This window comes from Patulibacter defluvii (assembly GCF_034096925.1).
In the GTDB taxonomy this organism is placed as follows: domain Bacteria; phylum Actinomycetota; class Thermoleophilia; order Solirubrobacterales; family Solirubrobacteraceae; genus Patulibacter; species Patulibacter defluvii.
The window spans coordinates 388,978-409,659 of record NZ_JAWZSQ010000001.1; the positions used below are offsets into that span (position 1 = coordinate 388,978).

15 protein-coding genes are annotated in these 20,682 nt (G+C 76.5%); 10 read left to right on the forward strand and 5 right to left on the reverse strand.

Annotation, left to right across the window (positions count from 1 at the left end; translation table 11 throughout):
- The first annotated feature begins 49 nt into the window (after positions 1-49).
- The 4 genes from SH587_RS01625 to SH587_RS01640 all read left to right on the forward strand — a co-directional run bounded on the left by SH587_RS01625 (position 50) and on the right by SH587_RS01640 (position 10,516).
- Positions 50-3,046 carry a TolB-like translocation protein gene (locus SH587_RS01625; RefSeq protein WP_320668800.1) on the forward strand — a complete coding sequence of 999 codons (2,997 nt, stop codon included), beginning with the start codon at positions 50-52 and terminating at the stop codon, positions 3,044-3,046.
- Between the two features lie 125 nt (positions 3,047-3,171).
- Positions 3,172-4,557 (forward strand): MFS transporter, encoded by a 1,386-nt coding sequence (locus tag SH587_RS01630; RefSeq protein ID WP_320668801.1) that lies wholly within the window; start codon positions 3,172-3,174, stop codon positions 4,555-4,557.
- A 204-nt stretch (positions 4,558-4,761) separates the two neighbouring features.
- Complete coding sequence (locus SH587_RS01635; RefSeq protein ID WP_320668802.1) at positions 4,762-7,665, forward strand: AAA family ATPase; 2,904 nt, start codon at positions 4,762-4,764, stop codon at positions 7,663-7,665.
- 103 nt (positions 7,666-7,768) lie between these two features.
- Positions 7,769-10,516 carry a helix-turn-helix transcriptional regulator gene (locus SH587_RS01640; protein WP_320668803.1) on the forward strand — a complete coding sequence of 916 codons (2,748 nt, stop codon included), beginning with the start codon at positions 7,769-7,771 and terminating at the stop codon, positions 10,514-10,516.
- 30 nt (positions 10,517-10,546) lie between these two features.
- On the opposite strand, the gene SH587_RS01645 is transcribed toward SH587_RS01640, so the two are convergent.
- On the reverse strand, positions 10,547-10,780 hold the full coding sequence (locus SH587_RS01645) for a hypothetical protein (protein WP_320668804.1): 234 nt from the start codon (positions 10,778-10,780) through the stop codon (positions 10,547-10,549).
- Between the two features lie 337 nt (positions 10,781-11,117).
- On the opposite strand from SH587_RS01645, the gene SH587_RS01650 reads away from it, so the two are divergent.
- Positions 11,118-12,560: a Vgb family protein gene (locus SH587_RS01650; RefSeq protein WP_320668805.1), complete on the forward strand. Its 1,443-nt coding sequence runs from the start codon at positions 11,118-11,120 to the stop codon at positions 12,558-12,560.
- A gap of 45 nt (positions 12,561-12,605) precedes the next feature.
- Positions 12,606-13,088: a flavin reductase family protein gene (locus SH587_RS01655; protein ID WP_320668806.1), complete on the forward strand. Its 483-nt coding sequence runs from the start codon at positions 12,606-12,608 to the stop codon at positions 13,086-13,088.
- A 77-nt stretch (positions 13,089-13,165) separates the two neighbouring features.
- On the opposite strand, the gene SH587_RS01660 is transcribed toward SH587_RS01655, so the two are convergent.
- Both SH587_RS01660 and SH587_RS01665 read right to left on the reverse strand, forming a co-directional pair.
- A complete protein-coding gene (locus SH587_RS01660; protein ID WP_320668807.1) occupies positions 13,166-13,879 on the reverse strand; it encodes a hypothetical protein in 714 nt (237 codons plus the stop codon).
- A 181-nt stretch (positions 13,880-14,060) separates the two neighbouring features.
- Positions 14,061-14,657, reverse strand: a complete 597-nt coding sequence (locus SH587_RS01665; protein WP_320668808.1) for a TetR/AcrR family transcriptional regulator — start codon at positions 14,655-14,657, stop codon at positions 14,061-14,063.
- A gap of 62 nt (positions 14,658-14,719) precedes the next feature.
- Here SH587_RS01665 and SH587_RS01670 point away from each other — a divergent pair, with 62 nt between their 5' ends.
- Entirely contained in the window at positions 14,720-15,709 is a 990-nt protein-coding gene (locus SH587_RS01670; RefSeq protein ID WP_320668809.1) for an alpha/beta fold hydrolase, read from the forward strand.
- Here the strand turns inward: SH587_RS01670 and SH587_RS01675 are convergent.
- On the reverse strand, positions 15,703-16,179 hold the full coding sequence (locus tag SH587_RS01675; RefSeq protein ID WP_320668810.1) for a pyridoxamine 5'-phosphate oxidase family protein: 477 nt from the start codon (positions 16,177-16,179) through the stop codon (positions 15,703-15,705). The two genes, SH587_RS01670 and SH587_RS01675, sit on opposite strands and share 7 nt — an antisense overlap.
- Positions 16,180-16,613: 434 nt before the next feature.
- Here SH587_RS01675 and SH587_RS01680 point away from each other — a divergent pair, with 434 nt between their 5' ends.
- Positions 16,614-17,687, forward strand: a complete 1,074-nt coding sequence (locus SH587_RS01680) for a glucose-1-phosphate thymidylyltransferase (RefSeq protein WP_320668811.1) — start codon at positions 16,614-16,616, stop codon at positions 17,685-17,687.
- A gap of 12 nt (positions 17,688-17,699) precedes the next feature.
- On the forward strand, positions 17,700-18,659 hold the full coding sequence (gene rfbD, locus SH587_RS01685) for a dTDP-4-dehydrorhamnose reductase (protein ID WP_320668812.1): 960 nt from the start codon (positions 17,700-17,702) through the stop codon (positions 18,657-18,659).
- Between the two features lie 526 nt (positions 18,660-19,185).
- Here rfbD and SH587_RS01690 read toward each other — a convergent pair.
- Entirely contained in the window at positions 19,186-19,572 is a 387-nt protein-coding gene (locus SH587_RS01690; protein WP_320668813.1) for a VOC family protein, read from the reverse strand.
- An 86-nt stretch (positions 19,573-19,658) separates the two neighbouring features.
- Here SH587_RS01690 and rfbB point away from each other — a divergent pair, with 86 nt between their 5' ends.
- Entirely contained in the window at positions 19,659-20,654 is a 996-nt protein-coding gene (gene rfbB / locus SH587_RS01695; protein WP_320668814.1) for a dTDP-glucose 4,6-dehydratase, read from the forward strand.
- Positions 20,655-20,682 lie beyond the last annotated feature (28 nt).

A 20,682-nucleotide genomic window follows, 5' to 3' on the forward strand; every position in this document is an offset into this window, starting at 1 on the left:
ACCACGCAACTTGTCGCGGCCGCGCTCGCCGCTGCGGTGGACTCGAGCGATGCCCCGCCGCTCCCCCCGGCTGCTCCTGGCGCTCGCGCTGCTCGGCCCCTCGACCGTGCCCACCGTCGCCGTCGCGGCCACCCCGCCGGCCGACACGACGCTGCTGGTGTCCGGCGCCGGCGACCTGCGGACGCCCTTCGCCCGCCCGCTCGGCCCGTCGACGATGACCGCCGAGGCGCTCAGCGGCGACGGCCGCCGGCTGGTCTTCAGCTCCGAGTCGGACGCGCTGGTGAGCGGCGACGACGATCGCCACGCCAACGTCTACCTGCGCGAGGCCGACGGCACGATCGTCCTGGTCAGCCGCCGCAGCGGTGCCGACGGGGCGCCGGCCGACAGCGACTGCGACCAGGCGGCCATCAGCGCCGACGGCCGGCGGGTGGCCTTCACCTGCGACGGGGCGCTCGATCCCGCCGACGGCAACCACCGCCGCGACGTCTACCTGCGCGACCTGGAGACGGCCACCACGACCCTCCTCAGCCGCCGCGGCGGTGACGGGCCGGTCGGCGACGACAACTCCGACACGCCGTCGATCGACGGCGACGGCGACACGATCGTCTTCCGCTCCCAGGCCCGCAACCTGGGCCCGACGATCCCGCAGGTGATGGTCCAGGGGGTCTACCGGCGCCGGATCGGCGGCTCACAGGCGCTGGCGCTGGTCAGCCGCAGCAGCGGCGCGGACGGCGCGCCGCAGGACGGGTTCCACCCGTCGATCGACGACAGCGGCACCCGCGTCGCCTTCGCGTCCTTCGCCGCGGTCGACCCGGCCGACGGCAACGGCCGGATCGACGTCTACACGCGCGACCTGACCGCTTCCGCGACCCACCTGGTCAGCCGCGTCAATGGCGCCGGAACCCCGGTCGGGAACTCGTTCTCGACCCGGCCGCTGATCAGCGGTGACGGCACGACGGTCGCGTTCACCTCCGCCGCGACCAACCTAGAGCCCCAGGACGCGAACCCGGACGAGGACGCCTACCGCCGGTCCTGGACCGGCGGTCGCGGCGACGTGGTGCGCGCGCACGGCACGACCCGCGCGGTCGGGATCGACGCTCGCGGGCTGATCGCCTTCACCAGCGACTTCCGTCACGACCCGGCCGACGACGACGCCGGGCTCGACCTGTACCAGCAGGTGGGCAGCGACGTGCGGCTCGTCAGCCGCCGCGACGGCATCGCCGGCGCCGCCTCGAACGCGGTCGTCGGCGGGGCGCTGAGCGGCGACGGCCGCACGGCGGCGATCACCGTCGACCGGCCGCTGACCGACGACGTCGTGCTCGACGAGACCAGCATCGCGCTGCGCCGCGGCGACCAGACCGTCACCGCCTCGCGACCGCCGGGCGGCGCGCCGCAGCGCAACGAGGGCGGGGCCGCCGACCAGACCGCGAGCACGCCCGACGGCCGGCTCGTCGCCTTCGTGACGCGGGCGCCGGCGCTCGGTGCGCCGGCCAAGGGCCAGGCGGTCGTGATCCGCGACACCTGGACCGGCGAGGTCTCGCTGGCCAGCCGTGCCGACGGGGTCGACGGCGAGGCGCTGCCGGGCACCATCGGCGCGGTCGCGATCAGCGCCGACGGGCGCCGGGTCGCGTTCGTGCACCAGGGCGGGGGGCGCCCGCAGGTGCGGGTCCGTGATCGGGTCGTCGGGCGCACGCTGCTCGCCAGCCGCGCGGACGGACCGATCGGCGCCGAGGCCAACGGCCTGACGATCGAGGCGATCGACCTGAGCGACGACGGCAACCGCGTCGTCTTCGCCAGCGACGCCTCGAACCTGGGCGACGGCGACGGCGACGCCTACTTCGACGTCCACCTGCGCGACCTGGCCGCGAACCGGACGCTCCTGGTCAGCCGCGCCGACGGGGCGGCCGGCGCGAAGGGCAACAGCGGCTCGGGCGCCCCCGCGCTCAGCGGAGACGGCCGCCAGGTGGCGTTCTCCAGCCGCGCCACCAACCTCGGCGGCAACGCCGATCCCGCGTCGGACGTCTACCGCCGCTCGGTCGACGACGGGCGCACCAGCTGGATCAGCGCCGCCGACCTGCCGGCGCTCGGGGCGAGCGACCCGGCGATCGACCGCGACGGCGATCGGGTGGCGTTCGTGGCCGCGTCCGCGGACGGGCAGCTGCGGCACGCCTACGTCCGCGACGTCCCGTCCGGCGCGCTGCTGCTCGCCAGCCGCGCGGACGGGGCCGCCGGCGCGCCGTTCGACGTCGACCGGCGGCCGATCGCGCTCAGCGCCGACGGCGGTGCGGTGGCCTTCGTCGGTTCGCCGCTGCCCGGCAGCGTCCCCGGCCTGCCGCCCTCGTCCGCCTCGCCGGTCATCGCCGTTCGCTCGCTGGCCGCCGGCACCACCCGACTGGTCTCCCGGCGCAGCGGCGCCGGTGGTGCGCCGGCGGAGGACGACGGCCAGGCGCTGCGGATCGGCGGCGTGACCGACGGCGGCGGCTGCGTCACCTTCGTCGGCGCGGCGCTCGTCGACGGGCTCCACGCCGACGTCGAGCCGCAGGCGTACCAGCGGGTGCTGCACGCGGGTTGCGCGGCGACCGCGCCCGGTCCTGGCGGCCCCGGCGGTCCGGGCGGTCCCGGCGCCACCCCGGACCGCAGCGCGCCGCGGCTGACCAAGCTGTCGCTGCTGCGACGGAGCTTCCGGGTCGGAACGCCGCGGGTCGGCAGCAAGCGCAGCCCGGGGCCCGGCACCTTCCTGCGGCTGCGCTCGTCCGAGGCCGCGCGGCTGTCGCTGCTGGTCGAGCGGGTGCGGCCGGGCGTCCGTCGCGGCCAGCGCTGCGCGGCGGTCGCCCGCCGTCCGCGGCGCGGGGCCTGCGAGGCGCGGACCCGGATCGGCACGGTCCGCCACCGCGTGCGCGGCGGCCGCAGCGAGCGGCTCGGGTTCTCGGGCCGGATCGGCCAGCGGCGGCTGGCCCCCGGCCGCTACCGGATGACGATCACCGCCCGCGACGCGGCGGGCAACCGCTCGCGGGCGCGGGTCTTGCGCTTCTCGATCCGCCGCTGATCGGGGGCCGCCGCGGCCAGGTTCCGGGTCGGGTCCCGATTGTGGCCGCCCGGCCGCGGCGGAACCCTCGGTCGGGCGGCCCGGGTCACGGGCGCGCTCGACCCCCGAACCCCCTGGAGCAGAGCATGAACCGACGCGCCATGGCCCTCGTCGCCGCGTCAGGCGGCGCCTTCCTCGGCCTGCTGGACGCGACGATCGTCAACGTCGCGTTCCCCGACGTGGCCGACAGCTTCCGCGACGCCGACCGCTCGCAGCTGTCGTGGATCCTCGACGGCTACTTCATCGTCGTCGCCGCCCTGATGGTCCCCGCCGGGGCGCTCGCCGACCGCTTCGGCCGCCGGCGGCTGTTCCTGCTCGGGGTGGTCGGCTTCGTGCTCGCCAGCCTGCTCTGCGCCGTCGCCCCGAGCTGGCCGCTGCTGGTCGCCTTCCGCGTCCTCCAGGCGGTGGCGAGCGCGATCCTCGTCCCCGCCTCGCTGGCGCTGGTGCTGACGGAGTTCCCCGCCGGCCAGCGGGCGCGGGCGGTCGCGGCCTGGGGTGCGTCGGCGGCGCTGGCCGCGGCGGCCGGCCCGCCGCTCGGCGGCGCGCTGGTGGTCGTCGGCGACTGGCGGCTGATCTTCCTCGTCAACCTGCCGCTCGGGGCGGTGGTGCTGTGGCTCGGCGCGCGCGGCCTGCGCGAGAGCCGCGACGAGGGCGCCGGCGGCCGTCCCGACCTGGTCGGCGCGGTGCTGGCGGTCGGCGGCCTCGGGCTGCTGGCGCTGGCCCTGGTCGAGGGCGGGTCGTGGGGCTGGGGCAGCCCCGGCGTGCTCGGGGCCTTCGCCGGCGCGCTGCTGCTCGGGGCGCTGCTGGCGCTCCACTGCCGCCGCCATGCCGACCCGATCGTCGATCCGGCGCTGCTGCGGATCGCGTCGTTCCGGCTCGGCAGCATCGGGATGCTGCTGTTCTCGGCCGCGATGTTCGCGGTGATCCTCGGCAACGTGCTGTTCCTGACCGGGATCTGGCACTACAGCGTGCTCGAGGCCGGCCTCGCCGCGGTGCCCGGGGCGCTCGCCTCGACCGTCGTCGCGCGGCCGGCGGGACGGCTGGCCGAGCGCCACGGCCACCGCGCGGTCGTGGTCCCGGGGGTGATCCTCTACGCGATCGGGGCGCTCGGGCTGCGGGGCGTGAGCGAGACGCCCGACTTCCTCGGCGCCTGGGTGCCGTGGAGCTTCACCTCCGGCGTCGGGATCGGGATGGCGCTGCCGATCCTCGGGGCGGCGGCGGTCGAGCATGTCGACCAGGCGCGCTTCGGCGCCGCCTGCGCGCTCAGCTCGACCTTCCGCCAGGTCGGGGCGGTGATCGGCACCGCCGCGGTGGTGGCGATCGTCGGCGAGCCGGTGACGATCGCCGAGGGGATGGCGCGGGCCGACGAGGCGTACCTGCTGGCCGCGCTGACCGCGCTCGCCGCGGGGGCGGTGGCGCTCGGGCTGCGACCGACCCGGGCCTGGGCCGTCGCCCAGCCGCGGGTCGGGTGACCACCCCGGCCCTTCGCGCGCCCGCCGGCCGTCGGGCCGGCCAAGGACCAGGGTCGTGTCCGGACTGTCAGGGGACGGCGGAGGGGGTATCACTCGTGGTGTCGCAGCGACCCCTGTGTGGGGTCGTGGCTGACGCCTGCCCCGATAAAGACTCCGGGTATCACCGATTGCCGGGTAGGGGGTGCCGCCGTAGCGTCGCCGACCATGCGCGACACCCCCCTGCAGGAGCGGCCGACGGCCGCGACGGCCGCGAGGCGCGACCCCGCCGCCCCCCACCCCCTCTCGCTCCGGACCCCCGCCCGGATCGGCCCGGCGCTGCTGGTCGAGCGCGGCGTCGAGGTCGGCGCCCTCGTCCGCGCGATGGCCGAGGCCGCCGCCGGCAACGGCTCCTGCGTGGTCGTCGAGGGCCCCGCCGGCCGCGGCAAGACCACCCTCCTCGACGTGCTCGACGGGCGCGTCCGCCAAGGCGGTTGGCGGACCGCCCGGGTCGGCGGCGGCGTCGCCGACCGCGGCAGCCACCACGGGTTGCTGCGGAGCCTGATCGACGCGGCCGCCGCGGCGGCGCCCGACGTCGCGCTGCCACCGGCGATCGCCGCCCTCGCCTCCGGCGGGCCGCTGCCGCCGCACGCCGACGCGGGCGCGGTCGCCAGCGCGCTCCACGGCTTCGCCCGCACGCTCGCCGCCCGCGGCCCGCTGGCCCTGATCGTGGACGACGCCCACCACGCCGACGAGCGGTCGCTGGCCGCGCTGGTCGGGCTCGCTCGCCGGGCGGCCGAGCTGCGGCTGCTGGTCGTGGTCGCGGCGCGGCCGGCGATCGGTCCCGACGCGGCCGACGTCGTCGGGGCCTTCGCCGCGGTCCCGCGGGCGCTGGTGCTGGAGCCGCGGCCGCTCTCCGGCGACGGCACCGCGCAGCTGCTCCACCGCTGGCGGCCCGACGCCGACGAGACGCTGGTCCGCCGCTGCCACGAGGCGGCCGGCGGCGATCCGTGGCTGCTCTCCGAGCTCTGTCGCCAGCTGGCCCGCGAGGGCGACGCCGTGCTCGACGCGGCCGGCGACCTGCCGGCGCTCTCGCCGCCGGCGCGGATCGTCCTCCGCCGGCGGCTGGCCGAGCTGCCCGCGCCCGCCCGCGCCGTCGTCCACGCGCTGGCCGTGCTCGGCGGCGAGGGCGACCTCCACGACCTCGCCGCGGTCGCCGGCGTCCCGCTCGCCGAGCTGGCCGCGATCGGCTCGGCGCTGGCGACGGCCGGCCTCAGCGACGGCCACTGGCGGTTCCCCCACCCGCTGGTCGAGCACGCGATCCACGACCAGGTGCCGCCGGCCGAGCGCGAGCGGCTGCACCGGGCGGCGGCCGCCGCGCTGATCGAGCGCAACGGCTCCGAGCGGGCGGTCGCCGACCACTTCCTGCACGCTGGGCCGACCTGCGACGAGGACGTCACCGCGACCCTCCGGCGGGCGGCGACCGCGGCCTCGGCCGAGGGCGCGCTGGCGCGGGCGGCCAGCTACCTGGAGCGGGCGCTGGAGGAGCGGGCCCCCGGCGACGACCGGGCCGAGCTGCTGACCGAGCTGGGCACCTTGGCCTTCCACGCCGGCACCACCGACGCCCGGCCGCACCTGCACGAGGCGCTGATCGCCACCGACGATCCCGGCGCCCGGATCGAGACCCTGCGGCGGCTGGCCGCGCTGCAGGTGATCGACCCGCGGGCCGAGAGCCTGGAGCTGGTCGAGGACGCGGTCCCGGCCGACGCGGCGCCGGCCGAGCGGCTGGCCGCCGAGGTCGCCCAGCTCGACGCGCTGATCCTCTTCCCCGACCGCAGCGGCGAGCGGGCCCGGCGGACGCTGGCGCTCGATCCCGGCGCGGTCGACGACGATCTGCTGCGACGGGCCGTGCTGGCCCACCACGCCTGGCTGGGGGCGGAGACCGGCGACCGCACGGCCTGCGAGGTCGCCGTGATGGCGCACGAGGCGCTCGACGGCGGGGCGCTGCTGGAGGAGGCCGCCCACCGCGCTGCCGGCCACCTCTGCATCCGGGTCCTGGTGACCGCGGGCGAGCACGCCTCCGCCGCTCGCGCGATCGCCGGCCTCCGCGAGCGGGCCGCCGCCTTCGGCTCGCCGCGGCTGGCCGCCGCCGCCGGCTGGTACGCCGCCGGCCTGGCCCTGCGGCGCGGCGAGCTGGGCCTGGCCGAGCGCGAGGCGTCACGCGCGCTGGCCGCGGTCGACGGGCTCAACGGGGTCGCCGCCGGCATCCTGGAGCTGCTGGTCGAGACGCTGGTCGAGCGCGGCGCCGTCGAGCGGGCGGCCGCGGTGCTGAGCGAGCACGAGCCGCTCTGGACCGCCGACAGCGGCTGGGAGATCGGCGTCCGCCACGCCCGCGCGCGGCTGCTGCTGGCGACCGGCGAGCTGGAGATGGCCGAGGCCGAGGCGCGCGAGGCCGGCCGGCTGCGGATCGCCCAGGGCCGGCCGAACCCGGCCTGGACCGCCTGGCGGACGACGCTGGCGCTGGCCCTCGCCCGCCAGGGTCGGTTCGCGGAGGCGGCGGCGGTCGCCGACGAGGAGGTCGCGCTGGCCCGCCGCTTCGGCGATCCGCACGCGCTCGGCCGCGCGCTCCACGCCCGGGCCGTCAGCGAGCCCGACCACGGCCGTCGCGCGGAGCGGGCGCGGGCGGCGCTCGACGAGGTCGCCGATCCCGGTGCCCTGGTGCGGGTGCGGCTGCAGATCGCGGCCGGCGACGCGCTCGTCCGCCGCGGCTCACGGGTCACCGCCCGCGAGCTGCTGCGGCCGGCCTTCGAGACCGCCGACCGGCTCGGTGCCGCGCCGGACGCCGCCGAGGCCCGGCGGGCTCTGGTGGCCTCGGGCCTGCGGCCGCGGACGGCCGCGGTCAGCGGGGTCGCGTCGCTGACCCCGCGCCAGCGCCAGATCTGCGAGCTGGTGGCGGCCGGGCGCTCGAACCGGGCGATCGCCCAGGAGCTGTACCTGAGCATCAAGACGGTCGAGACCCACCTGGCGACCTCGTACCAGAAGCTCTCGGTCAGCGGCCGTCAGCAGCTGGCCGCGCTGCTCGACGCGCCGGCCGACGTGGTCGACGACGAAATCGTCCGCGCGCTCGCCTGAGCCTGGATCCACCGAGGCTCGACCGACCATCGGTGGATCCAGGCTGAGCGGGCCGCGGCCGCCTGGCTCACCGGGAGCCCGGGCCGCGATAGCGTCGTCCGCGATGGACGGCGCCGCACGATCACCCCCGGGGCGCGAGGCCGAGCTGCGGGCGATCGAGGCGTTCCTCGCCCGCCGCACGCTCGCCAGCCTGGTGCTGGCGGGCAGCGCGGGGGTCGGCAAGACGACGCTCTGGGAAGCGGCCGTCGAGCGGGCCGCGGCCGCCGGCCTGCGGGTGCTCCAGACCCGCGCCCGCGACAGCGAGGCGGCGCTCGCCTTCACCGGCCTCGGCGACCTGCTGGCCGACGTCGACGACGGGCAGCTGGCCGCGCTGCCGCCGCCACAGCGGCACGCGGTCGAGGTGGCGCTGCTGCGGGCCGAGCCGACCGCCGGCGGCGCCGAGCCGCGGGCGATCGCGGTCGGCGTGCTCGGCGTCCTCCGCCAGCTGGTCGCCGCCGGCCCGCTGGTGGTCGCGATCGACGACGTCCAGTGGCTCGACGGACCGACCGCCGACGCGCTCGGCTTCGCGCTGCGGCGGCTCGAGGGCCAGCCGCTGCTGGTCGTCGCCTCGGAACGGGAGGCGACCGGGACCGCCTTCGACCCGCCGGGCGACGTCGAGCGGCTGACGGTCGGCGGGCTCGGGGCGGAGGCGCTGGCCGCGGTGCTGGCGGAGCGGCTGGGGCTGCGGCTGCACGCCGGCACCGCCCGCGAGCTGGAGCGCGCCTCGCACGGCAACCCGATGTTCGCGATCGAGGTCGGCCGCCGGCTGCAGCGCGACGGGATCCCGCCGGTCGGCCAGCCGCTGCCGCATCCGGGCGGGATCGAGGAGCTGGTCCGCTCGCGGGTGGTCGAGCTGCCGGAGCCGGTCCGCCAGGTGCTGCTGACGACCGCGCTCGGCGACGTCGGCCCCGGCGCCGACGCGGCGGCGCTGGTGGCGGAGGACCCGCTCCACGCGGCGATCTCGCAGGGACTGGTGGTAGCCGGCGAGCGGCTGCGGCCGGCCCACCCGCTGCTCGGCGCGGCGGCGGTGGCGGCGGCCTCGCCGGCCGAGCGGCGCGCGGTTCACGGCCGGCTGGCGCTACACGCCGCGACGCCCGAGGCCCGCGCCCACCACCACGCGCTGGCCGTGTCGGGCGCCGACGCGGAGGCCGCCGCCGAGCTGGCCGCCGCGGCCGCGCGGCTGGCGGGCCGCGGGGCGCTCGGCGACGCGACCCGGCTGGCCGGCCACGCCCTGCGGTTGACCCCGGCCGACGATCCGCAGCGGGTCGCGCGGGTGCTCGAGCTGGGCGACCTGCTGGCGCGGGCCGGCTACGCGACCCGGCTCGACGAGCTGCTCGACGCCGAGTTCGACGGCCTCCCGCCGGGCGCCGCCCGCGCCCGCGGCCACCTGCTGCGGCTGGACGGGCTCGACGCCGAGACGATGGTCGCCTACGAGGGACACATCGAGCGGGCGCTGGCCGAGGAGATCGGCGATCCGACCGTCTGGGCCCAGGCGCTGGCGCGGCGGGTGGTGGCGGTCGCGCTGGTCGCCGTCGAGCGGCTGGCGCTGGCCGACGAGTGGTCGGCCGAGGCGCTGCGGGTGGCGGAGACGGCCGACGAGCCGGTCGCGCGCGAGGCGATCGCGTCCCGGGCCTGGGTGCTGGCGCTGCGCGGGCGACCGCTCGACGAGCCGGCGCTGCGGTCGCGCGGGCTGCCGGACGCCGACCTCTACCACTCGCTCGACCGGATCGAGGCCCGGCGCCGGACCTGGCGCGGCGAGTTGGACGCGGGCCGGGCGCTGCTGAGCGAGCTGCACGAGCGGGCCGACGCCCGCGGCGAGGACCTGGCGGTGGCGATCTCCCGCTTCCACCGGCTGGAGCTGGAGCTGCGCGCGGGTCGCGCGGCCGACGCCGCCCGGTGGCTGGAGCAGGCGGAGGACCTGAACGCCGACGGCTTCCTGGCCCCGGCGCTGCTCGAGCGGCTGCACGCGCAGCTGGCGATCGTCCGCGGCGACCTGCTGCACGCGCGACGGTCGGCGGCGCGGGCGATCGAGCTGTCGACCGCGGACGGCCTCCGCTGGCACGTGCTGGAGGCGGCGGTGGCGGCCGGGGTCGCGGCGCTGGCCAGCGGCGACCCCGAGGCGGCGCTGGAGCCGCTGGAGTCGGTCTGGGCGCATCTGCTGCGGGAGCGGATCGACGAGCTGGGCGCGTTCCCGGTCGCGCCCGAGCTGGCCGAGGCGCTGGTCGCGCTCGGCCGCCTCGACGACGCCCACGCGGTCGGCGAGCGGGTGGGGGTGCTGGCCGCCGAGGGTCACCCGTGGGCGGCGGCGACGGCCGACCGGATCGCCGGGTTGGTGCAGGCGGCCGAGGGCGGCGCCGCGCAGGAGCGGGGCTGGGCGGCGCTGGCGCGGGCCGCCGAAGCCTACGGCGAGCAGGGCCTGGGCCACGACGCCGGCCGCACGCTGCTGGCGCTCGGCCGCTCGCAGCGGCGGCAGCGGAAGTGGGGCGGCGCGCGGACCGCGCTCGAGGGCGCACGCGCGGCGTTCGCGGGCGACGGGGCGACCGGCTGGGCGGCGCTGGCCGACGACGAGCTGGCGCGGGTCGGCGGGCGGCGGCCGCGGCGGGAGGAAACCGAGCTGACCCCGGCCGAGGCACGGGTGGCGACGCTCGCCGTCGAGGGCCGGACGAACAAGGAGATCGCCCAGGTGCTGGTGGTCACCGTCTCGACGGTCGAGGCCCACCTCTCGCGGATCTACGCCAAGCTCGGGATCCGCTCGCGCAACCAGCTCGCCAGCCGGCTGCCGGACGACGCGCTGGCTGACCAGGAGGCCTGACGGCGCCCGCCGGCGGGCGCCGTCGGTCGGTCAGGGCTGCTGCGGCGGGTTGTTCGACGCGCAGTAGATGCGGTACATGTGGACCCAGGCCAGGCGGCTCGGGTTGCCCTCCCCCGAGGCGATCTCGTGGGCCAGCTGGGTGCAGAAGCTGCCGAGGCCCGGCGGGTAGGCGTGGGCGGGAGCGGTCGGGCCGGCGAGCATCGCGGTCGTGGCGACCGTGGCGGCGACGGCCGCGGCGCGGCGGCGCCAGCGGGGAGTGGGCATAGGGGGACCTCCGGTTGGTGATGGGTGTTGCCGCCCGCCAACCAACCGTTCCGCGGGGCCGTGGTCAATCGGGGGCGGGCACCCCGTCTTGCGTCGCGATCGGGACCAAAGCCCCGGGTCCGCTCCCGATCGACGGCGCCGCTGGCAGCGCGTAGAACCTGCCGTGCCCGCCGCGGTCCACCCCCTGCGGCGGTCCGCCCGAAACCCCCGCTGGGCGGGCTTCCGCGCGTCTGACCCCGTGCATCCCGGAAGCCCGCCCGGCAGGGCGTCGCGTGGCCCGCAGGTTCAGGGTCGCGGCCCGATTGAGGGGCTCCCGGGGCAGGGGTACGGTCGGGCGATGCCCAGCTCCGTCGCCCCCCGAACCCTCCGCCGACGATCGCGCACGGCCGGCCTCGGCGCCGTCCTCGCGGCCGCCGCCCTGCTCGCGCCCGCCGGTGTCGGCGCCGCCCCGCGCGTCGACGGCGAGTTCGCCCTCAGCGAGCCGCCGAAGCAGCTCGCCGCCGGCCCCGACGGCAACGTCTGGGTCGTCCTCGGCGCGCTCAAGGACCTCGCCCGCGTGACCCCCGACGGGACCGTCACCGAGTACGACGCGCCGTCGTTCTCGAGCCCGTTCGGGATCGTCGCCGGTCCCGACGGCAACCTCTGGGCGACCTACGTCGGCGGCGTCGCGCGGATCCCGCCGAACGATCCGGCGGCGGCGGTCGCGTTCCCGATCGCGGCGCTGACCTCGCCGGGCCGGATCGTCGTCGGTCCCGACGGCAATCTCTGGACGGCCAGCGGCGAGAACGTGCTCCGGATCTCGCCCGCCAGCCCCGCCACCGCGACCGCCTTCCCGGTCCCGGGGATGGGATCGCGCGGGATCGCGGCGGCCAGCGACGGCCACCTGTGGGTCGTCGATTTCGGCAGCCAGCGGGTGATCCGGATGGCGACCGACGGCAGCTTCACCACCGTCGAGGTCGGCGGCGGCCCGCAGGACATCGCCGCCGGTCCCGCCGGCCAGGTGCTCTTCACCAACCCCGGCGCGCCCGAGCAGCACGTCGGCCGCCTGACCGCGGGCACGATCGCGCCGCTGACCACCGCGATGCCCGGCGACGACCCGTTCGGCGTCGCCTTCGGGGCGGACGGCGCCTACTGGACGGCGAACTTCGCCCGCGACACGCTCGGCCGGATCGCCACCGACGGCAGCCGCACGACGCTGACCGGGCTCGCCGCCGGGTCGGGGCCGCGCTACCTGGCGGCCGGGCCCGGCAACACGCTCTGGGTCGGGCTGGAGCGGGCCAACAAGGTCGCCCGCGTGGTCGGCGTCGAACCGCCGACCGATGGTGGCGGCGGCGGGGGCGAGGTCCCGCGCGACGCGACCGCGCCGACGATCAGCGACGTGACGCTGCTGCGGCGGACCTTCCGCGCCGGCCGCACCGTGACGCCGTCGGGCGTCCGCGCTCGCGGCGGCGCGATCGGGACGATCGTGCGGCTGCGGCTCTCCGAGCCGGCGGCGGTCACGGTCGCGGTCGAGCGGCTGCGCGACGGCCGCCGTTCGGGCAAGCGCTGCGTCGCGCCCTCGCGGCGGCTGCGGAAGGCGAAGCGCTGCACCCGCGTCCAGTCGCTCGGCGTCCTGCGGGCGACCGGCACGGCGGGACGCAACGAGGTCGCCTTCAACGGCCGCCTCGCGGGCCGCTCGCTGGCCCCGGGCTCGTACCGGCTGCGGGTCGGCGCTCGCGACGCGGCGGGCAACGCGGCCAAGGAGCGCAGCGTGCGGGTCACCGTCGTGCGGGCGCGCTGAGCGGCGGCCGGGGCCCGCGCTGCCGGTCCGCTACGGTCGGCGGCGATGGCCGAGCCCGCGCCCGCCGACGGCGCCAACTTCCGCCGCGCGATGCGGCAGCTGCCGGGGGCGGTGACCGTCGTCACCGCCGCCGGTCGCGAGGGACCGGCCGGCGTCACTGCGACCGCGGTGGCGTCGGTCTCGGCCGTGCCGCCGGTGGTGCTGGTGGTGGTCGACCGCTGGAACTGGGTCCGCTCGCGGGCGGCCGGCAGCGGCCGCTTCGCCGTCAACCTGCTCGGCGCCGGCCAGGAGCCGCTGGCCGAGCGCTTCAGCCACGGCGCGACGGCCAGCTTCGACGGGCTGCCGCTGGTCGGCGACGACCCGCCGCTGCTGGCCGAGGTCCCGGTCGCGCTCCGCTGCCGGCTGGTCGACGAGAGCGAGCTGTACGAGCGGGCGGTGCTGTTCGGGCAGGTCGAGGAGATCGCCTTCGGGCCGCCGGCGCCGCCGCTGACCTACGTCGACGGCCGCTACCGGCCGCTCGACGGCTGAGCGGGAACGCCGAAGCGGCGGGCCGGATGGCCCGCCGCCTGGCGTTCGGGGGGAGTGCTTCAGGGGGAGGCGAAGATTCAGCCCTGGACCTGCGTGACGACCAGGCTGGCGTCGTCGAAGCGGTGGGTGGCCGTGCCGACCGCGTAGTGCTGCACGGTCACCGTGTGGGCGCCGGGCGCCAGGGCGTCGCTGTAGCGCTGGACGCCGAGCGACTCCCAGGAGCTGGAGGTCTCGGTGTTGTTGTCGGTCGAGTTGAAGGCGAAGTCGCTGCCGACGTCCGGGGTCAGCTCGTTGCCGTCGACCAGGATCCGCAGCGAGCAGTAGCCGCTGCCGCCGTAGCAGGCGGACTCGCCGGTGACGTTGGCCACGATCCGACGCGGCGCGCCCGCGGGGATCGTGATGTTCTGGGTCAGGCCGGCGATCGTCGTCGGCGTGGTGCTCGAGGTGGTCGTCGCCCCGGCCAGCGAGGAGACCCCGACGTTCGGCACGGCGTCCGACCCGGCGTCGCCCTTGTCCCCCTTGTCGCCCTTCGCCCCGGCGGGCAGCTCGCCGGTCTTGAAGTCCTTCTTCAGCAGCGAGCCGTTCTTGATGTCGACCGACTTCAGCGAGTTGTTCTTGACCTGGGCGCTGCCGACCGAGTTGGAGGCCAGCGAGCCGGCGGCGTAGCTGGTGCCGCCGAGCGCGGCGAACAGCGCAACGCCGGCGAGCACGTGCGCCGAGCTGATGCGGCGGCGGCGCGGGACCTCGGTGACCTCGGTCGCCTCGGTGGTGGAGTTGGTGGTGCGGAACATGGTGGACCCCTTCGGTGCTTGGTGGCCGGCGACCCGATGTCGCCTGCTCGATGGATCCAGATTGGCGTCGTGGCGAGGCCGCTTCTCCGGCCTTGGTCACGACGCGAATGCGTCGCTCGTCACGTTCGCGCCGGGGGTGCGTCATCGGTCACGCTCGGGCCCCGCGGCCCGCTCCCCGGGGTCAGGCCCGCAGGCCCTCCACCAGCTGGCCGAGGACGGCCAGCATCTGCTCGCGCGCGCCGTCGGGGTCGTCGGCGTCGGCGACGTAGAGCGCCGCCTCGTCGAGCGCGCCCAGCAGCAGGTGGGCGAGCGGGCGGACCGGCGCCGGTCGCAGCAGGCCGGCGTCGATCGCTCCCTGGAGGACCGCCTCGACCAGGCCCAGCCCGTGGCGCAGGCCGATCGCCCGCCAGCGGGCCCAGCCGAGCACCGGGAGCGCGTCGACGAGCAGGATCTGGCGGACCTCGGGCGTCGTGACCACCCGCAGGAACGCCTCGGCGCCGGCCAGCAGGCCGCTGATCGGGTCGTGCGCGCGGGCGATCGCGCCCTCGGCGATCTGGCGGCTGACCTCGGTCTCCAGCTCCTCGACCACGGCGGCCAGCAGCTCGGCCTTGTCCTCGAACTGGTGGTAGAGCGCGCCGCGGGTGACGCCGGCCGCGCGGACGATCGCCTCGGTGCCGACCTCGGCGTAGCCGTGCTCGGCGAAGAGCGCGCGGCCGGCGGCGACGAGCTTGCGCCGGGTCTCGGCCGAGCGCTGGGCGTGACGGTTCTCACTGGACATTCATACTGCCTGTACGTATTTTACGTACCGCCTGTACGTAAACCATGGACGGTGACCGCATCATGCTCGACGCCACGGACCCGACGACCGGCCGCCCCGGCCCGGCCCCCACCAGCGAGCGGGGGTGGGCGATCCGCCGCCGCCTGCGCCGGTCGGGCGCGCCGCCGCTGCGGGCCGCCGACCTGGAGGCCGCCGGCCATGCGGTTCGCGAGCGCCAGGTCGAGCTGCCGCAGGGGGCGATCCGCGTGCGCGAGGTCGGCAGCGGGCCGACGCTGCTCTTCGTCCACGGGCTGCTCGTCGACGGGCGGCTGTGGAACGCCGTCGCGGCGCAGCTGGCCGACCGCTTCCACTGCGTCCTGCCCGACCTGCCGCTCGGCGCCCACCGGACGCCGCTGCGGTCCGACGCCGACCGCACGCCCGAGGGCCTGGCGCGGCTGCTGACCGCGCTGGTCGAGACGCTCGGGCTCGAGGACGTGACCGTCGTCGCCAACGACTCGGGCGGCGCCGTGACCCAGCTGTGGATGGACCAGGGCGGGCCGATCGCGCGGGTCGTGCTGACTCCCTGCGACATGTTCGACCGCTTCCTGCCGCCCGGCTTCAGCCTCTACCAGCCGCTGGCCCGGATCCCCGGCGGGCTCGGGCTGGTGGCGCTCTCGTCGCGGCTGCGGGCGGTCCGGCGGCTGCCGATCGCGCTCGGGGCGCTGACCCACCGCGAGATCGACGACGCGCTCGGCCGCTCGTGGCTGGCGCCGGTCCAGGGCGACCGGGCGATCCGCGACGACGTGGCGGCGTTCGTGCGCGGGATCTCGTCGCGGCGGCTGACCGCGGCGGCCGAGCGGCTGACCGCCTTCGATCGCCCGGTGCTGCTGCTGTGGGCGCCCGAGCAGCGCTGGTTCCCGCTGGCGTACGCCGAGCGGCTGCGGGCGATCCTGCCCGACGCGCGGCTGCGGCTGATCCACGACAGCGGGGTCTTCTCGCCGCTCGAGCAGCCGCGGGCGGTGGCCGACGCGATCGCCGCCTTCGCCGCGCGGGACGCGGAGGCCGATCAGTAGACGCCGGCGGCGAGCTTGCGGTGGTCCCAGGTCGACCGCCGCTGCTCGACGAACTCCAGCCCGACCCGCTTGACGGCCTGCTTGCGGACCATCGCCAGCAGCTCGTCGGGCAGGTCGCCGTCGCCGACCCCGGGCGTGTAGCGGCCGAAGATCTCGGCGCCGAGGGCGGTCACCGTGTCGACGTCGTGGTGGAGGACGACCTCCGTCTCCAGCATCACCCCGCGCAGCTCCTGGTACTGCTCGCCGGCCTCGACCTGGAGCGTCGCCCGCGGATCGCGCTCCAGGTTCTTGGTCTTCTGCGACTTGGCGAAGGTCCAGGCCCACAGGCGCCCGTCGCGGACGACGTACCAGAGCGGCATCAGGTGCGGCCAGCCGCGCGGCCCCTGGGTGGCGCAGACGACGGTCCGCTCCTCGGCGAGGAAGGCCTGGACCTCGTCCTCGCTCATCGTGATCTGGTCGCGGCGGCTCATGGCGGGCACGCTACCGCGCGCGAACGTGATCGACGACGCATTCCCGCCGTGATCGACGCCGTGGGTCGCGGTCGCGAGCGGCGGCAGGCTGCGGACACAACAGAACGCCACGGCGCGCCGTCGAAGACGGAGGGGGCCGAACCGACGACGCGGCCCTCCCGGTCCGAATCCAGAGCCTCGGCTCTCGGCGACCCGGGTCCGCCGCGCACCGCAGGACGGGGCGGGCCGACGGGCCCGCCCGTCTCCGTTCCGGGGCGAGGTCGGCGATCCGTGCGGGTCGCGGGTTCGGGGTCGGGTCGCTGATCTCGGGGTCGCTCCCGATTGTCGTGCCGCCCCCGGCCCGGTTGAGTGCCGGTCGTCCCGTCCCCGCCGCAGGCCCCGCCGCGACGCACCGGTGCGTCGCGGCGGCCCGGCCACCGATAGCCTGCCCCGCGATGTCGCAGCTCAAGGGCCTGATCCTCTCGGGCGGTCGGGGCACCCGCCTGCGCCCGATCACGCACACCTCGGCGAAGCAGCTGGTCCCGGTCGCCAACCAGCCGGTGCTGTTCTACGGCATCCGCTCGATGGTCGAGGCGGGGGTGACCGACATCGGGATCATCCTCAACCCGGAGACCGGCGGCGAGATCCGCGAGGCCTGCGGCGACGGCTCCCGCTTCGGCGCCCGCCTGACCTTCATCGAGCAGGCGTCGCCGGATGGGCTGGCCCACGCGGTCCTGACCGCCGAGCCGTTCCTCGGCGACTCGCCGTTCGTCATGTACTTGGGCGACAACCTGCTCCAGGGCGGCCTGACCGGGCTGGTCCAGCAGTTCCAGGACAACCGCCCGGACGCGATGATCCTGCTCCAGCCGGTCGACGATCCGCGCCAGTACGGCGTCGCCGAGCTGCACGACGGCCGGGTGACCCGGCTGGTCGAGAAGCCGGCCGAGCCGAAGAGCGACCTGGCGCTGGTCGGGGTCTACCTGTTCACCAAGCGGATCCTCGAGGCGGCGAAGGCGATCCAGCCCTCGGCCCGCGGCGAGCTGGAGATCACCGACGCGATCCAGTGGATCGTCGACCAGGGCGACCGGGTCGAGCCGCACGTCGTCCACGGCTGGTGGAAGGACACCGGCAAGCTGGCCGACATGCTCGAGGCCAACCGCCTGATCCTCGACGTGATCGAGCGTCGCGTCGACGGCGAGGTGGTCGACAGCCAGATCGACGGCCGGGTGGTGGTCGAGGCCGGCGCCCGGCTCGAGCGCGCCGTCGTCCGCGGCCCGGTCGTGATCGGTGCCGACGCGGTGATCACCGACTCCTACATCGGCCCCTACAGCTCGATCGCGGCCGGCGCCGTCGTCGAGCGGTCCGAGGTCGAGCACTCGATCCTGCTCGAACGGGCCCAGCTGATCGGGCTCGAGGGCCGGATCGAGTCCTCGCTGCTCGGCCGCGACGTGGTCGTCCGGCGCGGCGAGCGGACCCCGCGCGCCTTCCGCTTCATGGTCGGCGACAACTCCGAGATCGAGATCCTCTAGGCGGTCGGGGCGATGGGCTTCGTGCGCCAGGGCGAGATCGCCCGCCTGGGACCGAACACGATCATCCGCCCCAACCGCGGGCAGTTCGAGCGCGAGGACTCCGACGCGCCGGCCGCCTCGCCCCAGCGGCGGCGGCTGGTCGTGGTCGGGGCGGGCGGGATGCTCGGGCAGCGGGTGGTCGACGTCGCCCGCGTCCACGGCTGGGACGTGACCGCCGCGCCGCGGGCGGAGATCGACATCACCAACCTCGACCTGACCGTGCGGACGCTCGAGGCGCTGTCGCCGGCGGTGGTGATCAACTGCGCCGCCTTCACCGACGTCGACGGGGCCGAGGAGCGCGAGGCCGAGGCGCTGCGGGTCAACGGCGAGGGGGCCGGCAACCTGGCCAAGGCGACGGCGGCGCTGGGGGCGCGGCTGGTCCACGTCTCGACCGACTACGTCTTCGCCGGCGACGCCACCGCGCCCTACCCCGAGGACGCCCCGACCGCGCCCCAGGGGGCCTACGGCCGCACCAAGCTGGCCGGCGAGCAGCAGGTGGCCGAGCACAACCCGAACCACCTGATCTGCCGCACCGCCTGGGTCTTCGGCAGCGGCGGACGCAACTTCGTCGACACGATGGTCGGCCTGGCCCGCGACCGCGACGAGGTCCAGGTGGTCGACGACCAGATCGGCTCGCCGACCTGGACCGGGCACCTGGCGCCGGCGCTGGTGCGGCTGGCCGCCACCGACGCGACCGGCGTCGCCCACACCGCCGGCGGCGGCCAGGTCAGCTGGTGCGGGCTCGCGGCCGAGGTCTTCGCCGCGATCGGCGGCGGCACCCGCGCCGTGCCCGTCACCACCGACGCCTTCCCGCGGCCGGCGAAGCGACCGGCCTGGAGCGTCCTCGCCACCACCCGCGACGACGTGCCGCCGCTGCCCGACTGGCGCGAGGGCGTCCGCGCGCACCTGCTGGAGACCGGCGCCGCGGCCTGAGCGGCGCTCAGGCCGGCTGGTCGGCGGCCGCGGGCTCGGCCTTCGGGGCCTCCGGCGCGCGCGCATCCGCAGCTCGCCGGCCAGGTCCTGGATCCGGGCCCGCGAGGCGCCCCAGCCGCGCACCTGCTCCTCGCGCACCAGCGTCCAGCGACGGCGGACCTCGATCGTCCACGGCACCGGCGCGAACGCCCGCAGCAGCAGGAACAGCGGCAGCAGCACGACCAGCAGCAGCAGCTCGGCGAGCAGGATCGTCAGCACGATCAGGGCCGGGATCGCCAGGATCAGCAGGAAGATGCCGATGATCGCGCTGATCGGGTCGTCGCCGAGCCCGCCGACGTCGACCGGCATGTCCGGCACGTCGCGCACCCGCCGCCGCCACGGCAGCCATCGGCGGCGCACCCGCCACGTCGTTCCGTCGGGATCCTGGACCTTCATCCGGCCGCGGATTCAACCGCGAACGGCGCCCGATGTCACGTTCCGGTCGCTGACCGACCGGAACGTCACGTGGAGCGCTAGGCGGTGCGGACTAGTCGCGGGGCGCGTAGCGGTGGTGGATGCCCACCGAGTTGCCGTCCGGGTCCTCGAAGTAGGCCTGGAAGCAGACGCCGCTGTCGATCACGTCGGTCTTGAAGGTCACCCCGCGCGCCTCCAGCTCCGCCTTGGCGGCCTCGAAGTCGTCGACGTGGAGCGCGATCGGGTGGCCGTGGGGGCGGAACTCGATCCCGAACGCGGCCGACTCCATCACGGCGATGGTCAGGCTGCCGGTCTCGAACTCGCCGGCGGGCATCTGGCCCCAGCGGGCCGAGCACGGCAGGCCCAGGACCTCGGTGTAGAACTGGTGCGCGCGCTCGAAGTCCTGGGTCGGGATGGCGACGAAGTCGACGCCGTTGACGATCGGGGTGGTGGTGCTCATGGGGACCCTCCTGGTGGCTGACGGACCACGCAAGCAAGACGGCCGGCGCCGCCGCTGTCAAGGGCACGACGATACCCTCAGCGGCGATGCGGATCCTCGTTTGCGGTGGTGCCGGCTTCATCGGCTCGGCGTTCGTGCACCAGCGGGTCGCGGCCGGCGACGACGTGCGGGTGCTCGACGCCCTCACCTACGCCGGTCGCGAGGAGAACCTCGACGGCCTCGGCGTCGACCTGGTGATCGGCCGGATCGAGGACCCGAACGCGGTCGAGCAGGCCGCCGCCGACGTCGACGCGATCGTCAACTTCGCCGCCGAGACCCACGTCGACCGCTCGATCCTCGACGCCCAGGCGTTCGTCACCACCAACGCCGTCGGCACCTTCACGCTGCTGGAGGAGGCCCGCCGGCGCGGCGTCCGCTTCGTCCAGGTCTCGACCGACGAGGTCTACGGCTCGATCGACGACGGCGCCTTCACCGAGCAGCACCCGCTCGAGCCGTCGTCGCCCTACAGCGCCTCGAAGGCCGGCGCCGACCTGATGGTGCTGGCCGCGCACCACACCTACGGCCAGGACGTCGTGATCGCCCGCGGGTCGAACTGCTACGGACCGCGGCAGTTCCCCGAGAAGCTGATCCCGATCATGGTCCTGAACGCGATCCACGGCGGGCCGCTGCCGGTCTACGGCGACGGCCAGCAGGTCCGCACCTGGCTCCACGTCGACGACTTCGCCTCGGGGATCCACGCGGTGCTGGAGCACGGCGCCGCCGGCCAGGCCTACAACGTCGGCGGGGCGAAGGAGAAGGTCAACCTGGACGTCGTCGAGCGGATCGTCGGCCTGACCGAGGCGTCGCCGGCCCAGGTCAAGCACGTCGAGGACCGGCTCGGCCACGACCGCCGCTACGCGCTCGACTCCACGAAGCTCCAGCAGCTGGCCGGCTGGGCGCCGCGGGTCGACTTCGACGAGGGCGGCTTGGAGTCGACCGTCCACTGGTACCGCGACCACGAGTGGTGGTGGCGGCCGCTGGTCCAGACCGCCGAGTACCGCGCCTACTACCGGCGCGTCTACGACCGCGACCCGGACTTCTAGGCCGGAGCCGGCCGGGGCGAACCGCCCC

What these genes read in the sequence shown, in the direction of transcription:
- SH587_RS01625 (WP_320668800.1), top strand. Translation starts at nt 50, where the DNA reads ATGCCCCGCCGCTCCCCCCGGCTGCTCCTGGCGCTCGCGCTGCTCGGC.
- SH587_RS01630 (WP_320668801.1), top strand. Translation starts at nt 3,172, where the DNA reads ATGAACCGACGCGCCATGGCCCTCGTCGCCGCGTCAGGCGGCGCCTTC.
- SH587_RS01635 (WP_320668802.1), top strand. Translation starts at nt 4,762, where the DNA reads ATGCGCGACACCCCCCTGCAGGAGCGGCCGACGGCCGCGACGGCCGCG.
- SH587_RS01640 (WP_320668803.1), top strand. Translation starts at nt 7,769, where the DNA reads ATGGACGGCGCCGCACGATCACCCCCGGGGCGCGAGGCCGAGCTGCGG.
- SH587_RS01645 (WP_320668804.1), bottom strand. Translation starts at nt 10,780, where the DNA reads ATGCCCACTCCCCGCTGGCGCCGCCGCGCCGCGGCCGTCGCCGCCACG.
- SH587_RS01650 (WP_320668805.1), top strand. Translation starts at nt 11,118, where the DNA reads ATGCCCAGCTCCGTCGCCCCCCGAACCCTCCGCCGACGATCGCGCACG.
- SH587_RS01655 (WP_320668806.1), top strand. Translation starts at nt 12,606, where the DNA reads ATGGCCGAGCCCGCGCCCGCCGACGGCGCCAACTTCCGCCGCGCGATG.
- SH587_RS01660 (WP_320668807.1), bottom strand. Translation starts at nt 13,879, where the DNA reads ATGTTCCGCACCACCAACTCCACCACCGAGGCGACCGAGGTCACCGAG.
- SH587_RS01665 (WP_320668808.1), bottom strand. Translation starts at nt 14,657, where the DNA reads ATGTCCAGTGAGAACCGTCACGCCCAGCGCTCGGCCGAGACCCGGCGC.
- SH587_RS01670 (WP_320668809.1), top strand. Translation starts at nt 14,720, where the DNA reads ATGCTCGACGCCACGGACCCGACGACCGGCCGCCCCGGCCCGGCCCCC.
- SH587_RS01675 (WP_320668810.1), bottom strand. Translation starts at nt 16,179, where the DNA reads ATGAGCCGCCGCGACCAGATCACGATGAGCGAGGACGAGGTCCAGGCC.
- SH587_RS01680 (WP_320668811.1), top strand. Translation starts at nt 16,614, where the DNA reads ATGTCGCAGCTCAAGGGCCTGATCCTCTCGGGCGGTCGGGGCACCCGC.
- rfbD (WP_320668812.1), top strand. Translation starts at nt 17,700, where the DNA reads ATGGGCTTCGTGCGCCAGGGCGAGATCGCCCGCCTGGGACCGAACACG.
- SH587_RS01690 (WP_320668813.1), bottom strand. Translation starts at nt 19,572, where the DNA reads ATGAGCACCACCACCCCGATCGTCAACGGCGTCGACTTCGTCGCCATC.
- rfbB (WP_320668814.1), top strand. Translation starts at nt 19,659, where the DNA reads ATGCGGATCCTCGTTTGCGGTGGTGCCGGCTTCATCGGCTCGGCGTTC.